The sequence below is a fragment of the Paenibacillus illinoisensis NBRC 15959 genome (assembly GCF_004000925.1).
GTDB lineage: Bacteria > Bacillota > Bacilli > Paenibacillales > Paenibacillaceae > Paenibacillus > Paenibacillus illinoisensis.
This window is the reverse complement of record NZ_BIME01000006.1, coordinates 308682-323582: the sequence shown is the minus strand read 5'-3', so window position 1 is coordinate 323582 and position 14901 is coordinate 308682. Positions and strand designations below refer to the sequence as shown.

General features: G+C 48.2%; 11 protein-coding genes. 2 read left to right on the top strand and 9 right to left on the bottom strand.

From position 1 onward, the window contains the following. Positions 1-33 precede the first annotated feature (33 nt). The 5 genes from PIL01S_RS17010 to PIL01S_RS16990 all read right to left on the bottom strand — a co-directional run bounded on the left by PIL01S_RS17010 (position 34) and on the right by PIL01S_RS16990 (position 9025). Complete coding sequence (locus PIL01S_RS17010) at positions 34-1845, bottom strand: ABC transporter substrate-binding protein (RefSeq protein ID WP_127538527.1); 1812 nt, start codon at positions 1843-1845, stop codon at positions 34-36. Positions 1846-2051: 206 nt separating this feature from the next. Beyond that, positions 2052-2696, bottom strand: a complete 645-nt coding sequence (locus PIL01S_RS17005; protein ID WP_127538526.1) for a Vat family streptogramin A O-acetyltransferase — start codon at positions 2694-2696, stop codon at positions 2052-2054. Between the two features lie 35 nt (positions 2697-2731). Continuing rightward, positions 2732-4420 carry a methyl-accepting chemotaxis protein gene (locus tag PIL01S_RS17000; RefSeq protein ID WP_127538525.1) on the bottom strand — a complete coding sequence of 563 codons (1689 nt, stop codon included), beginning with the start codon at positions 4418-4420 and terminating at the stop codon, positions 2732-2734. Between the two features lie 375 nt (positions 4421-4795). Continuing rightward, positions 4796-6796, bottom strand: coding sequence for a CotH kinase family protein (locus PIL01S_RS16995; RefSeq protein ID WP_127538524.1), 2001 nt, complete (start codon positions 6794-6796; stop codon positions 4796-4798). Between the two features lie 120 nt (positions 6797-6916). Beyond that, the gene (locus PIL01S_RS16990; RefSeq protein ID WP_127538523.1) at positions 6917-9025 is read right to left on the bottom strand and encodes an RICIN domain-containing protein; all 2109 of its coding nucleotides are present in this window, start codon (positions 9023-9025) and stop codon (positions 6917-6919) included. A gap of 489 nt (positions 9026-9514) precedes the next feature. Between PIL01S_RS16990 and PIL01S_RS16985 the strand changes: the two genes are divergently transcribed. Continuing rightward, entirely contained in the window at positions 9515-10066 is a 552-nt protein-coding gene (locus PIL01S_RS16985) for a hypothetical protein (protein ID WP_127538522.1), read from the top strand. 55 nt (positions 10067-10121) lie between these two features. Here PIL01S_RS16985 and PIL01S_RS16980 read toward each other — a convergent pair whose 3' ends face one another. From PIL01S_RS16980 to PIL01S_RS16970, 3 genes are all read right to left on the bottom strand, one after another. Then, positions 10122-10877: an amino acid ABC transporter ATP-binding protein gene (locus tag PIL01S_RS16980; protein WP_127538521.1), complete on the bottom strand. Its 756-nt coding sequence runs from the start codon at positions 10875-10877 to the stop codon at positions 10122-10124. A gap of 33 nt (positions 10878-10910) precedes the next feature. Continuing rightward, positions 10911-11570 carry an amino acid ABC transporter permease gene (locus PIL01S_RS16975; protein ID WP_127538520.1) on the bottom strand — a complete coding sequence of 220 codons (660 nt, stop codon included), beginning with the start codon at positions 11568-11570 and terminating at the stop codon, positions 10911-10913. 107 nt (positions 11571-11677) lie between these two features. Further along, positions 11678-12448, bottom strand: a complete 771-nt coding sequence (locus tag PIL01S_RS16970; protein ID WP_127538519.1) for an amino acid ABC transporter substrate-binding protein — start codon at positions 12446-12448, stop codon at positions 11678-11680. A gap of 227 nt (positions 12449-12675) precedes the next feature. Here PIL01S_RS16970 and PIL01S_RS16965 point away from each other — a divergent pair, with 227 nt between their 5' ends. Further along, positions 12676-13293 (top strand): hypothetical protein, encoded by a 618-nt coding sequence (locus tag PIL01S_RS16965; protein WP_127538518.1) that lies wholly within the window; start codon positions 12676-12678, stop codon positions 13291-13293. Between the two features lie 84 nt (positions 13294-13377). On the opposite strand, the gene melA is transcribed toward PIL01S_RS16965, so the two are convergent. Continuing rightward, on the bottom strand, positions 13378-14883 hold the full coding sequence (gene melA, locus PIL01S_RS16960; protein WP_127538517.1) for an alpha-glucosidase/alpha-galactosidase: 1506 nt from the start codon (positions 14881-14883) through the stop codon (positions 13378-13380). Positions 14884-14901: the final 18 nt, after the last annotated feature.

Sequence of the window (14901 nt, the reverse complement as noted above, 5' to 3'; positions counted from 1 at the left end):
CACTGTGCTAAGGTGAAAGCGTTCTCTCATCTGCTAATTATGAATTTGGTAAAGTGCCTTGATACCTGCGCCATCCATGGAAATCTGCGGTGGAATATTGGTACCGTCCCCTTCGGAAGGGAAGCCTTTCCAGACGGACTCATTTACGGTATCAAAAACCCATGGTCTATACATCAGAGGAATGGACGGGATGTCTTTCAGCCAGATCGTATTCAGTTCGGTGTACAGTGCTTTCAGTTTTGCCTCATCGGATACGGAAGGAATCTCTTCAATGATTGCGTCTGCACGGTCATTCTGGTAACGGCCCCAGTTCCAGAATGCCATCTCCCCGAGTGGTGCGACGCCTTTCGAATACATGATGGTCATGGCACGGTTCCACGGCTGGCTCGGACTCACGCCGCCCGCAGGGGTGTTCATAATGATATCGAATTTGCCGGTTTGCAGGTCATTGGTCCACACCGGAGATTCCGGGAATTTGGTTCGAATCTCAATGCCAATCGCCTTGGCACTCTGCGCAACGATCTCTAGGGCCGCATTCCAGTCTGACCAGCCATACGGACATTCAATTTCAAACGGCCCGAGACGGGTACCGTTCAGTACACGAATGCCATCTTTGCCTTTGGCAGCCCCAATCGAATCAAGCAGCGCATTGGCCCCTTCCACATCGGTGGTCCATTGCAGGGACTTGATTGCATTCTGATCAATATATTTGGACTCGGCATCCGAGTTCAAGGTCAGCGAAGGCTGCATCGGTGCAGAATAACCGCTCATTGCCAGTTCGGAGATCTTGTCATAGTTGATGCTCATGGCAATGGCCCGGCGGACATCTGCGTTATCCAGTCCGGCTTTGGAGAGATTGAAGAATATGCTCGGCATGGAACCAGGGAGATAGTAAGGAGCATCTTTCAAATAGGTTTTGACCGGAGCGCCGCCTTCCCACATTTTCCACACCTGCGGGATAAACTGTTGGGAGACGTCCACTTGCCCACTCTTGAACGCCAGATCCCCTGCCGCATTATCCTTGTAGATCACATGGGTGATATACTTCGGTGCCGGCAGCTTGCCGAACAGCTTTTGTCCCCAGTAGTTGTCGTCGCGAATAATGGTAATTTTCTGATCATTGTAGAAGTGCAGTTTGTAAGCTCCGGTGCCCACCGGATTATCGTTGATTTCTTTGCGGATCGCTGTCAGATCATTATTATTTTTCTTCTCGATCTCTTCCCAGATATGCTTCGGCAGCATCGGGATTAATTCAATGCTATCCAGTACGGTCAGTTTGTTGGGATTATCAGGGTTCAGCTTAATCTCCACGACCTGGGCTCCGCCTGCTTTCACTTCCTGAATATAGGTCCAGAAACTGCTCCAGTTAATGTCGTATTTCTTGCCCAGTTCATAGGTGTACACCACATCATCTGCGGTAAAAGGCTTCCCGTCACTCCACTTGGCATCCGCGTTCAGCTCGATCCGCAGCGTCGTGTCATCCGTCCATTCGTATGACTTGCCGAGCAGCGGCTCAAGTGCTCCATCCAGCTGGTTCACCATAAATAAGGTCTCATACAGGAGTTCCCTGGAGTTTCCGTAATTCACAGGGAAAGCGGGATTGCCGCTGAGCAGATTGAAATTGGTGGGAGGGCCCCACTGCAATCCATTGATATACAGCGTCTCGTTGCGCGGAGTCTCCTTGTTGGTTTGTGGGGCCGGTTCATTTTGGGTCGTTGCAGCAGGTGGATCTACCGTTCCTTGCGGTTCACTTACCGACGGTGGCTGAACACTTTGGCATCCGGCCAATAGAGCAGCCGACAATAACAGGGCGATGAGCGGTTTTGCAGCACTCTTGACTCGCATCCTGAACCCCTCCGTGAATTCATATTGGTATTTGGAAGCGCTTACTTAACGATATTCTATGAGATATATCACATGAAACATTCCATCTCTTTCCTCAATGTCGAGACATTATTTTTTGCAGCTAGGCCAAAGGGGTGTAGGCATATGGTGTCCAAATAAAAACAGCCGGCTCCGTCAGGAACCAGCTGTTTTTTTGGAAACCAATCCTATCTGCTATTTACAAGTTCCTTCAATGTCTGCAGGTCATATGTGGAAACCAATTGTTCCAAATGGGTATCCAGCCACTCTTCATCCTGATCCCACCATTTCAGTTCCAGCAGCAGCTCAATCGTTTTGTCGTCAAAGCGCTTTTTGATCGGCTTGGCTGGATTGCCACCAACAATGACATAAGGCTCGATGTTCCGTGTTACCGTCGAATTGGACGCAACGATGGCACCGTCTCCGACCGTGACACCAGGCATGATCGTTACATTTTGCCCAAGCCATACGTCGTTACCCAGTACGGTATCGCCCTTAAATGGCAGCTGATCCAGAGTGGGCGTTACTCTCTCCCATTCTCCACCGAAAATATTGAAAGGATAGGTCGTCATGCCCTCCATTCGGTGGTTTGCACCATTCATAATGAAGGTCACACCTTCTGCAATCGCACAAAACTTGCCGATCACTAGGCGATCCCCAAGAAAATCATAATGATGCAGAACTCGGTCATAGAAATGTTCAGGCGGATTACTATTGTCGCTATAGTAGGTATAGTCACCGATGTCCACATTGGGGCGAGACGGCAAATTTTGAATATAACAAACGGTGCGAATATTCTCGTTGGGGAATAGTTTTGTTTTATCGGGAGCCATACTTATTCCTCCTTTTTCCACCATTGTAACAGATATTAGATCTTAAACGGGCTGAGCGATGTCTGAAGCTCTGAGGAAACATCGGACAGCACAGCCGCAGAGGCTTTGATCTGTTCCACTGACTTCAATTGTTCATGAACAGATCCGGCAGCCTGCTGCGAATTAGCACTGGCCGTCTGCGCATGGCGTGCAATCTCGTGCACGGAAGCGACGATCTGTTCCACGCCGGCAGACATCTCCTCACTTGTCGCTGCCATGTCCTCAATTTCTGTTGCGATCCTTAAGTTTGTGTCCCGGATCAGGCTGAAGTTTTGTTCCGTTTCACGGGTCAAGCGTAGCCCTTCCTGCACCTCATCCTTCACTCGAGACATGGCTGTTAGTGACAGCAGCATGTCCTGCTCCATGGCTTTGACCAGTTCCTCAATGCGGCTCGAAGAGTCCCCGGCCTGTTCAGCCAATTTGCGAACCTCGGTAGACACGACGGCAAAGCCTCTGCCATGCTCCCCTGCTCTGGCCGCTTCAATGGATGCGTTAAGAGCGAGAAGATTGGTTTGATTCGCAATTTCATGAATGGTGGTAACCATCTGGCTTATCTGGGCAGACTTCTCTTCCAGCGTACGAATCACTTCATCCGTTGTTGTAACGGAGGATTCGATCGTCGACATTTGCTGAACCGTCAGCTGCACTGCTTCCCCTCCGGTTTCTGCCTGCCTGCGGGAGTACAGGGCAGATTCCGAGATGCTGGAGGCCTTGTCTGCCATCCGCTGCACTCCAATGGCCACCTCTTCCATGGCCTGCAGGTTCTCTTCGGTACTGATGGTCTGGCTCTCTGCCCCTCTCGCGACCTGTTCCACCGACGAAGCAATCTGTTCCGATTCCCGTGCCGTCCGTTCCGCAATGGTCAAGAGAATTCCGGTCGAATGCTTAGCTTTCTCCCCCGCTTGAAGGCCACCCTGAATAATCAGTTGCAAGCTGCTTCTCATCTCGTTGTATCCGGCACCCAGCATGCCAATCTCGTCCTGGACGTGATCAACAACTGGCTCAGTGAAGTCCCCCGTGCCTGCACGCTTGATGGCCCTAGACACCCGTTCGATTCTTAATTTCACTCTGCGGACATACAGAATAATGGCTGTAATGGCTACTCCCATCGCGAGCAAGAATACGATCAGAAAGGTCTTCAGAAATGAAGAAATAATGACATCAATTAGCGATTGAGATGCCCCTACATAGAGAATTCCGATGATTTCCCCGGTTGCATCCTTGATCGGTTGATATGCCGTCTGTACGTTCTGTCCAACGACAACGGCCTCACCGTAGAATTTCTCCCCCTGCTGCAAAACAGCCTGGGCGACCTGTTCCGATACTTTCGTCCCGACAGCGCGCTCGCCATCCATCATTACGTTTGTTGCCACGCGCTCTTCGCCGCGAAAGATGGTGACGGTATCTCCCGATGCCTCACCGATCTCATCTACAAGTTCGAAGTTGCCCTCCATTGCTGTATCACCTTTGTAAAGCTCGCCATCCTTGATGGCCCAGTCGCCGGGGTGTTTGTATGTAATAATTCGATCCGCCATCTCCAAATCCCGCTTCGCCTTTTCCGTTGCAAATGTCGTAATCCCCTGTCTCATTTCCAGAATTACGCTTACCGCCACGGCTGAGGAAAATACGATAAATATGCTGATAACGATCAAACTGATTTTGGTACCGATGCTCATGCTTCGCATGTGTTGAGCCACCCATTTCCCTTTGTAATTGAGGTGATTCCGAACCGAATTTCGAATCGATTTCGATAATCACATATAGAGTTATCGGTAGGCACATTCACATTATTTATAAGGTTTCAGTGATATTTATCACAATTTTTCAATGAAAAAATCAAAACATTTCCGTGTTTTCCGTAATCGTGTGCGAATGTCCTTCCGGTTGGAAATTCTGATGTCATGAATAGATCAAATCAATATGTCTGGATTCATATATTCATATTCACTAGAAGAATACAAAGCCGGTTTTGAATAGGGATTACTGAACATAACACATGGAAAAAAGGAAACAAAAAAAGAGACCCGATGTGCTCATCGAGTCCCTCTTTCCATTCTAGATTATTTGGATGTAAGACTTACTTGTGCTGCCGTTTGGTCCCAATCGACAGTCAGTCCCAATCCTTCAGAGATGAAGCGTACAGGGACCAGTGTACGGCTATTTTGGATAATGGCTGGTGCATCGATATCAAGCGTCTCCCCATTAACCGTTGCCGTGCTGCTTCCAATCTGGAGTACGAGTGTCTGATCGTTCAGAACAGCAGTTACCGTCTTCGCTGTTTTGTCCCAAGTCACCTCTGCACCCAGCGCTTCAAGAATGGCATTGACAGGCACCATCACCCGGCCGCTCTGCTCCAGCGGATCCTGATCCGGGAACGAAATGGCTTGACCATCCAGCGTGACGAAAATGGTCTTGTCTGTTGTTCCCGTTTCAGAAGAAGCTTCCGAGCCTGCATCTTCCGTAGTCTCAGGCAGCGGTGTCACTTCGCGTCCGAGCTGCTCTTGCAAGTTCGCAAGTCGGTTCAGGGCAAACGTCGTCAGCGATCCTGCTGCCATGGAGCCCATGCCTCCGCCACCGCCAAAGTTACCGCCGGGACGTGTCTGTGTATTTCCTGTGCCCCCTGCTGCATCTGTTGGTTCTGTTCCGCTGGTGCCATCCGGCTGCGAAGGTGGTGTCGTTCCATCTGGAGGCGTCATTCCTTCAATGCCTTCCGGCGGTGTCATTCCCTCTGGGGGCGTCATGCCTTCGAACCCTTCCGGTGGTGTTCCACCCATCCCACCTGATGTATCTGCGCCAGCAGAGTATGCAATGTTGGATTCGAACTGTTCGGTTGTGTAGAATTTGGTTGGATCTGCTTCTACATAAGGACGGATGACATCAGCAAGTTCTGTAATACGGTCCTGGATGCCTTCCAGGTAATCCGTCAGCTCGTTGACGTAGCTCAAGTATTTTTCCTTATACTCCGGCACGGCAAGCAGGTTGTTAATCATCGGTACATTTTCCATGCTTATGCCAAGTACAGGCTCGTCCACGGATACGTTCGTTGCATTGGTGTTGGTCGTAGCTGATCCGGTTGTCGTTGTTCCACGTCCGCCTCCACCCGAATACCCATTGAAGGACATGTTAAAATCCCAAGGTACGACCGTGAACTTGCCATCGGCATCGCTGTAGAGCATGTAGTTATGCCCTTTGTCGCCGTTATAGCTGTCATAGTTGCCGAAGACCATGTTCCCCGCGATATACTGAAGTGCGGAATCAACGTCGAGTACGCTCTCGATATCGCCTTTTTCTCCTTCAGGCATGTCATTCAGCGTTTTGATAAAGTTTTTGAGTTTGGTTTTATTCTCGTCCGTACCCAAATCTTCAGTGAGTGTGCTGTATTCGCTGCCCTCTTCATATTGAAGATAACTTCTCTCGTCGGTATCATAGAGAACACCGTCTTCGTAATCTTCACCGTAGTTCCGCTCCAGATAGCTGTCATCCACCGCTTCAACACCTGTATAGAAACCAACCAATTCGCCGTTGACATACAGGTTGACGTAGTTCGTCATCGGTACATCCATACCAATACTGCGCAGCGCTTCATAGTGAAGAACCTCACGCATGTACGATGGATCCGCGTAGTTGTTGTTCAATACCATTTTATCGAGGCCAAGCAGGGTTTGCGTTTTATCGTATTTATCAAACTTCAGTCTGAAGCTGTAACGGTCCGAATCTTCCATGGATGCCACGGACTTCAGTGTCAGATTGCCTTTGGTGGAAAAACCGACATTATCCAGCTTGTTGCCATCCACTTCCACAGTGACCTTCTTATAATCCTTATCGAGCGGACTTTCAAGCATGCTCTCCCAATCCGCATCATCAATCGTAACGTTGATATCAATGACATTATCTGTCTGGAATAATGATTCGTATGCTTGCGTAACGCCTGTGCTGGTAGTTGTAGCCGCCGTATCATCTGCCGCATACGCAGCGTTAGGGCTAACGATCAAGCCGAATGATGACGTTACCATTGTCACAGACAGTGCCGTTACTGCAAATTTTTGTAGTAAATCATTCAAATGATAAATCCTCCTTCTTGGTTTCTGTTAAGCACCTGAGGCTTATAGGAACCATGGTAGAGGACAAACCTTTAATGAATCTTAAAAGAGAGTGGTTTTGAATCGTCTAATCGGAGGTTGCTATTTTGACCCCCAGATCGATTGATTGTTGGACCCGATCAACGAGAAGGTCATGACTTCATTATGACTGGCTGATTCATTTTTCTGTTTAAAGAATATACCCTTGTAAGTCACCCCGTTAATAATCATCGTGCAGTAATACGTACCGGCGGTATTGGACCACGTACCGGTTACTGCACCGGTGATCGTGCCATTGGAATTTAGTGTCACGCTTTGGGTAGGCAGCATGCCCACACCGCTGATGGAAGCATCCAGTCCCATGTTTACGAACTGATATGTTCCTGTCATATCGCTTGCGCTATAACCTGTGGACGAGATACTGCTTCCCAAAAATTCGTATACGGCCGTCACCGGCCATTTGTCAGCGTTCAGGAATTGCTGATGTGCACGAACCTCATGATACTCGGTTCCATTATTAAAACGGGTGTGGTAGATCAAATACCTTGCTCCATCCGTATCTACAAAAGCGGAGTTATGCCCGCCTGATTTGTAACCGAGCGGTATGCCGGAGAAGGCATAGTTACCAAACAGCTTTATGCCACGAGTCGACTGATCGACTGAAGCAGAGGCATATACGGCCTGATTGCCCGCAGCGTCAGTATAAGTTCCGTCAATTGTGGTAGAACGATACAAGCGGATATGGTAACCACCTTCATTAGCCAGTCCACCGTAGGTTACATAGAGGTAGTAATATCCTGCATCCTTGTCATAAACGATATAGGGAGCTTCTCCTGTTTTGCCGTAACCTCCAGCTATGCGCTTGCCGAAATAACGGTCGGTATTGCCGTTATCTGATCCCGGATAGATCGGCTGTCCGGTATCCGGATTAATTTGCAGAATATAAATTCCTCCTGACCAGGACCCGTAGCTCATCCACAACTTTCCGGAACTGTCGTACGTTAAGGTAGGGTCGATGGCATTCGGAAACAGGGTATTGTTAAAGCCGCCATTGCTCAAGAACCAGCCGCTCCGCGTGCCGGACAGACTACCTTTGTCGATCAGCTCAGGAATGTTGGTATGCTGATACCACGTGTTTACGGTTTTGGTTCCAAGTGAGGACGTGGTCGTAACTGGATTGCTCCCATTTGTGAATCCAGAGTAGATAATCGTATCGATGTATTCGTACGGCCCCTTTACAGATTTGGATACACCGAATCCGATAGCTGAGCGAATATAGGTGGAAGAAGTGGAGTAATACAGCATGTAGGCTCCCTTGGAACCGTCCGCCCATGTGTATGAAGCATTGTAAATTGGCGATGCCGGCGCCCATACCGCATGACCACCAGAGCTGTCTTGGTCATTATATCCAGCCCATGCATAAGAAACAGCCAAGGCGGATGTCAAGGCAGCTCCCGAGCTGCGGGAGGCATTACCGGTGCCGCCTGCCTTGACCAGCTCCCATTTCTGCATCTCTCCACCCCAGTAATTCCACTGCTGTATATTGGCTCCAGCAGTCGTGCTGCCGCCCGCCACATCCAGTGCACTAGTATATCCGGATGCCTTGGTTAAGAAAGCAACGGAACCATCCGCATTTTGCTGGATCCGGAACAACTGCATTGTACCGCCCCAATAGGCCCACTGCTCAATGAGAGCTCCATCGGCAGCCGAGCCGCTATTTACGTCGAGGGCACTTTTATAGGCCGAGTTGGCTGTAAGGAGATAGTAATCCCCATTGCCGTAGTGCATAATTCTGAACTTTTGCGCGTCAGAGCCGTTATAGGACCACTGCCGTATGCTTGTCCCATCGGCAGACGAGCCATCCGCGACATCCAGGTAGAGGCTGCTATTTTTATTTTTGATGTAATAATACCCTTCGAAGGTTGAGGGGGCATATAAGGTACTGTTGGCATACCCCTGCGTTCCCTCGTAAGACCAGTTTCGGAGATCCGTGCTGCTGGCTTGAGCCAGATGAGATCCGTAAATGTAGTACTTGTTCGTGGAGGAATCATAATAAATGGAAGGGTCATGTACAGACACCCGGGTTGTATTCGAGGTTGTTGATGAACTTGCTGCCCCCAGTGCATTTCCACTGCCCATGCTGACAGCCAAAAGCACAAATACGAGCATCATCGTGGTCAGCTTATTCCATAGCTTGTATACACGTTGCATGATTGGATCAATCTCCCTTCATAGTAGGTTGCTTATATTGCGAGTTAACAATATGTTTCTCCGCACACCCAACAAGTAAAGCGCTTTCATATTTATGATAAAAAATAAATTCTCTCTCTTTTGCAATCCATTTTTAAATGGAACATACTTTTGTTACTTTATGAATGGATATATTAACCTCCCCTCATAATGATAAGCTGTATAGCAATTCCGGATTCGAACACTATACTCCACCTCATAATAAATGCATATCCTTGTCGAAGTAAGGGGATTCATGTCGTTATATAAAATAAATATATATATTAATAAATTTGTAATTATGCAATCTTTGCATATACTCTTGCTAATCAAAAGTTCCACTCTTAAACTGCTCGTCGGCATGTTAATTAGCTGAAAATAGATATAGCCACTACTGTTATCTGGAGTCCATTGGATCATGTAATTTGCAAAGAATATATGTTACTATTTTCCAGTATAAGGAGGGTTAGCATGTATAAAAGATTTGTTTTACTTGTATTCGCCGCTTTCCTGTTAACAAGCTGCAGTGAACCCGGTGCATCTGACCAGAACACTCAGTTGAGCGTGCAGAATGCAGAAATGACCCAAACCATCAAGGAACTCAGAGAAGACAACACTCGTCTACAGGAGCAAATTACTCTCCTTCAGGAAAACGTAAATGACGAGGAAACCAGGACAAACCTGAGAGAAACCCTGAATATGACGTTTAAACTTATAGCTGCCATGGAATCAGAAGATATCGCGTATATCGAGTCTGTATCTTCTCCCAATGTGGAAATTGCAACTAGCAAAAATGCATTGGTAGTTCAGCATGAAGATTCCTCTTATGAAGCTAATTTTATCAAGAGCATTCTCTGGGATGAGTTCGAGTTCAGAGGTTATGATCAAAAGGATTCAGACCACTTCATGCTTTTTGTTGCCCGAACGATAACGACAAAAGGTGCTGAGGGAACGATTGAGTACGAGTTTTCCTTCATACGCTCACCCGAAGGGAAGTGGTTGTTCGACGGGTACATCTCTTAAAATGAACTTAAAAAAAGGTGCTCCATGTTTAATGGAGCACCACTTTTATTTCGATTTAAGAATCTACTTCTACCCGCTGAAGAAAGGTGCGGGTGCGATTCAGCTTGGGGTTGCCGAAGATTTGCTCCGGCGGGCCCGCTTCGGCAATTTCACCGTTATCCATGAAGAAAACCCGGTCCGCAACATCACGGGCGAAGCTCATCTCATGAGTAACGATCATCATCGTCATATTCTCTTGTGCGAGATCCTTGATCACTCGCAGCACTTCTCCAGTCAACTCGGGATCGAGTGCTGACGTCGGCTCATCAAACAGAAGAATGTCCGGCTGCATCATCAATGCGCGGGCAATCGCTACGCGCTGTTTCTGTCCACCGGACAGATTGGCCGGGTAGGCGTCCGCCTTGTCGGACAGTCCTACTTTACCGAGCAGTTCCAGGCTTCGCTGGCGGATAATTGCATTGCTTTCCTTTTTCAACGTCTTCGGTGCGAGTTCCAGATTGGCTTGTACAGTCAGATGCGGGAACAGATTAAAATGCTGAAACACCATCCCCATCCGATCCGTGATTTTGCGGATCTCGGCAGTCCCGGCATAACGGCCATTGTCTACGAGCGTCTGATCCTGAATGCGAATCGTTCCACCAGAGATATCCTCCAGATGAATCAGGCTGCGCAGCATCGTACTCTTGCCCGAGCCCGAAGGGCCAATCACGGCAATGACTTCACCCGGTGTCACATTGAAGGTTACCTGCTTCAGGACATCAAGTGTGCCGAATGATTTTCTTAACTGATTCACTTCTATAATATGTGTCATATGCAGACAGTCCTTTGATTAATCAGATTTAATTTATTCAAATGAAAACCGCTTCTCCAGTGCTTTGAACAGCAGTGTGAGCACCAATGTCATGAGCAGATACATGATCGCAGCGACGAAAAATGGGATGAGCTGCAAATCCCGGTTGACCGCGGCTTGGGCGTAATACAGCAATTCAGGAACCGCAACCGCATAGAGCAGAGCCGTATCCTTAATCAGAGTAATGGACTCATTCGCCGTTGCAGGCAGTACGACCCGAATCATCTGTGGAATAATGACTTTGGTCATTGTCTGCCACTTGGTTAAGCCGAGAACCTGTGCAGCTTCATGCTGCCCTTTGTCGATGGAGAGCAAACCGCCTCTGAAAATTTCGGCAAAGTACGCCGCATAGTTCAGAATGAATGCAATTGCCGCAGCAACAAAGCGATCAAACACCAGGTAGTCGCCAATTACAGGAAGCAGCGGAAGACCGAAGCAGAAGAATAATACCTGCAGAAGCAGTGGTGTTCCCCGCATGACATAGACGTACGTATGTGCAATCCATGCCAGTGGTTTAATTTGGCTTCTCATCGCCAGGGTGACCACGAATCCAAGCGGTACGGACAGCACGATGGCGAGCAAGAACATAAAGATGGTTGTCTGGGCTCCCTCAAGCATAGGCTTCAAAATAGTAGATATATAATCCCAACTCATGATTTTTTCTCCTCTAATCTGTTAACCCCGCACTCCAATGGAGTCGATGCTCCAAGAGGAATACGGGGTCATATTGGTTTCTGATCGTATGTCAGGCGCTAACCTGTCTATTTCAACACCTTGTCTTCACCCAACCACTTGGTTGAGATCTCGGCAGCCGTTCCATCTGCATTCAGTTCATCCAGTGCTTTTTGCAGCTGATTGAGCAGTTCCTCGTTGCCTTTTTTGATACCAATACCATATTGCTCCGGTGCAAGGGATTCATCCAGCAATTTGAAGGTTCCCTCTTCCTTCGACATGTAATATCTTGCCACCACTTCATCAATGATAACCGCATCCAGACGTTTCGTCTTCAGATCCGTAAGTGCAAGAACGTTATCCTTGAATTCGGAAGCTTTCACTTTGTCCTTCAGGGGACTGGCTGCAAGTGCATCTGCCGCTGAAGACAGAGCCTGCAATCCCACATTTTTGCCATCCAGCTCATCCAGCTTCGTAATTGGGGAATCGGTCAGTGTAATCGCAACCTGACTGTTTTCCAAATACGGCTTCGTGAACAGCACCTTCTCCTTGCGCTCGTCCGTAATCGTGTACCCGTTCCAGATCATGTCGATCCGGCCGCTGTTCAGCTCTGATTCTTTGGAAGACCAGTCGATCGGCTGAAAGGTAACTTCTTTACCCATTTTCTCCGCTGCTGCTCTGGCGTAATCAATGTCGAAGCCGACAATTTCATTTTGTTCATCCCGGAATCCCATTGGAGCGAACTTGTCATCAATCCCCACAATAATGGAGTTGTCGTCCTTGCTTCCCGAGCTGGAACAACCTGCTACAACGATCATGCATATGCTGATGAATAATAGGAATATCGCTTTTTTTCTCATCTCTAGAACCCCTCCATGTCTGTAACCAAAACCCAAACGCTTTAGTTCGTTACCACGTTATCAGAGCCTTATAATAACATAGCATGGGAGAAGAGTCGAGTGTCTTGCCTATTTCCTACGTTTTCATGCAGCTCAATTGTCAACAATTTGTGAAAATGCCTCTTGGACTTTTGCTGGTTTCTCCAGCTTCGAACGTACCACGGAATCCCATTGGAGAGGGTCCTGAAGTGCCTTCAACTCCGTGCCCGCCCATTGCCGAGCAACATTCCTCCCCTGCTTTTCGTATGGAATATATTGGGGAGGTGTTTGAGATTAATTTCATACATTCAGTGAGAGTTTGGACTACCCTTATGCTGCTTGGATCTGTTTTCCTATTGTCCGGATGCAATACCAACCAATACAATATGAACAACGTGGAAAATTCCCCTTCAGGAACGAGCCTTCGCAATAACTTGCCAACGGAACTTCCTAAACCCATCATCCAATCCGTGAGCGGCAGCCCCATCCCGACCGTACAGGGGAGTTATTGCTGGGAGGGCTTGTGTGTCGACTACGCAGGAATCTTGGAGCTGCTGGAAGGAATAACACCTGTTACTCTACTTGTGGGAGAGGATGTATCCATTGATATGGGGACTGACGTTGCCCCGGATGAATTTAATCTAGTCGAATATGTGGATGGAAAAGCTCATAGCGTCTCATTGACAGCGGGATCATTCCAGCTGGCACAGGAAACCGGCATTCACTATTATGGAGCGTTTGCCCGCTGGTCCTCTCCCACAGATTCGAATGTTTCCTTGGGGGATACTTCATTTGCTTTTGCCGTTCATCTCGTGGAGAAAAAATAAAAAAACAAGGCCCCTCCAGCACATTGGAGTGGGCCTTGTCATGGTTCACGTTCACCTTATCTTCTGATCAGATGAATCTTACGATTATTGCTGCACTTTCTCGCGGTCTTTCCCCTTATCGGACTCACCCGCATTTTTGTTCGCTGCATCACGATCCTGCTGCATCTCTTCAATCGTTTTTACCTTGAGACGTGCTGCCCCTTCATATTCCTTCGTAGGAATAAGATTACCGGCAGCAAGTCTGGCTTCGGCGGCTGCAATGGCTTCACCATATTGCGGCAGCCACTGCGCCTGAGCAACCAGCATTTCGTCAACCATCTGCCAAATTTCTTTTGGATTACATACGGCACCGACAAGCGGATCCATCATGAATGCTTGACGAAGCAGCTTGTCGTCTCCGTGTACAGCTGCTTCAACCGCAAGCCTTTGGACCGAAATGCTCACATTACATACCGCAGCCGGACCCAGTGGCAGATCACCGACATGCGGCATCGAGATCCCGTTTCGATCCACATATCCTGGTGCTTCAATAATTGCATCATTCGGCAGGTTGGAGATCACGCCGTTATTCACTGTATTAAAGTGTCCGCGATACACACGTCCCGTTTCCAGACTTTCTATAATGTACGAACCATGTTCTCCGCCACGTTTTTCCGGAACAAACTGCATCGGTTCATCCTTCATCCAATTGGGAAAATCAGTCTCGAACCAATTTCTGCCCTCTGTACACACGCGTAAATACCCGCCCGTCTCTCCGTTAATCCAGTTGCCCAGATCAATCCAGTCCTGAATCTCTTCTGGACGTTTGCGGTACCATGGCACATATTCGCTAAGGTGCCCGTTCGATTCCGTGCTGTAGTAGCCGAAGCGGCGCAGCATATCGATCCTTACTTTCTCGGTACGGCTGTACTCGGGATGTTTTTCAAAAGCTTCAAGCAAATCACCTGTAAGGTCTTTGCCTTCGTGAGAAGCCTTGATGTACCAGGTCTGATGGTTGATACCCGCGCACACAATATCCACTTCATTCATCTTCAACCCAAATGCTTCCGCAATCTGGTGATGTCCATGCTGCACACCGTGACACAATCCGATGGTACGTACGCCACCATACTTATTACAAGCCCATGTTAGCATAGCCATCGGGTTGGAATAATTCAGGAGCAGCACGTCCGGTGCACTCTGTTCGCGTATATCTTTGCAGATGTCCAGCATTTCGGCAATTCCGCGCTGCCCATACATAATACCTCCAGCACACAACGTATCGCCGACACATTGATCCACCCCATATCTGAGTGGGATGTCCACATCGGTTGCAAATGCCTCCAGCCCTCCAACACGTATTGTACACAGTACATACTTCGCGTCCTTAAGCGCCTCTTTTCGATCCGTGGTAGGCTGAATCTGAATATGGAGTCCATTCTCGCGAATATCCCGCTGGCATAGCTCTGTCACCATGTCCAGATTGTGCTGATTAATATCGCAGAACGCAATCTCTATGTTGTTAAACTCCGGTACCGTCAACAAATCCCGCAGCAAACCTCTTGTAAAACCGATACTCCCTGCCCCGATAAATGCCACTTTAAACGACATTCGCATGTCCTCCCGTAA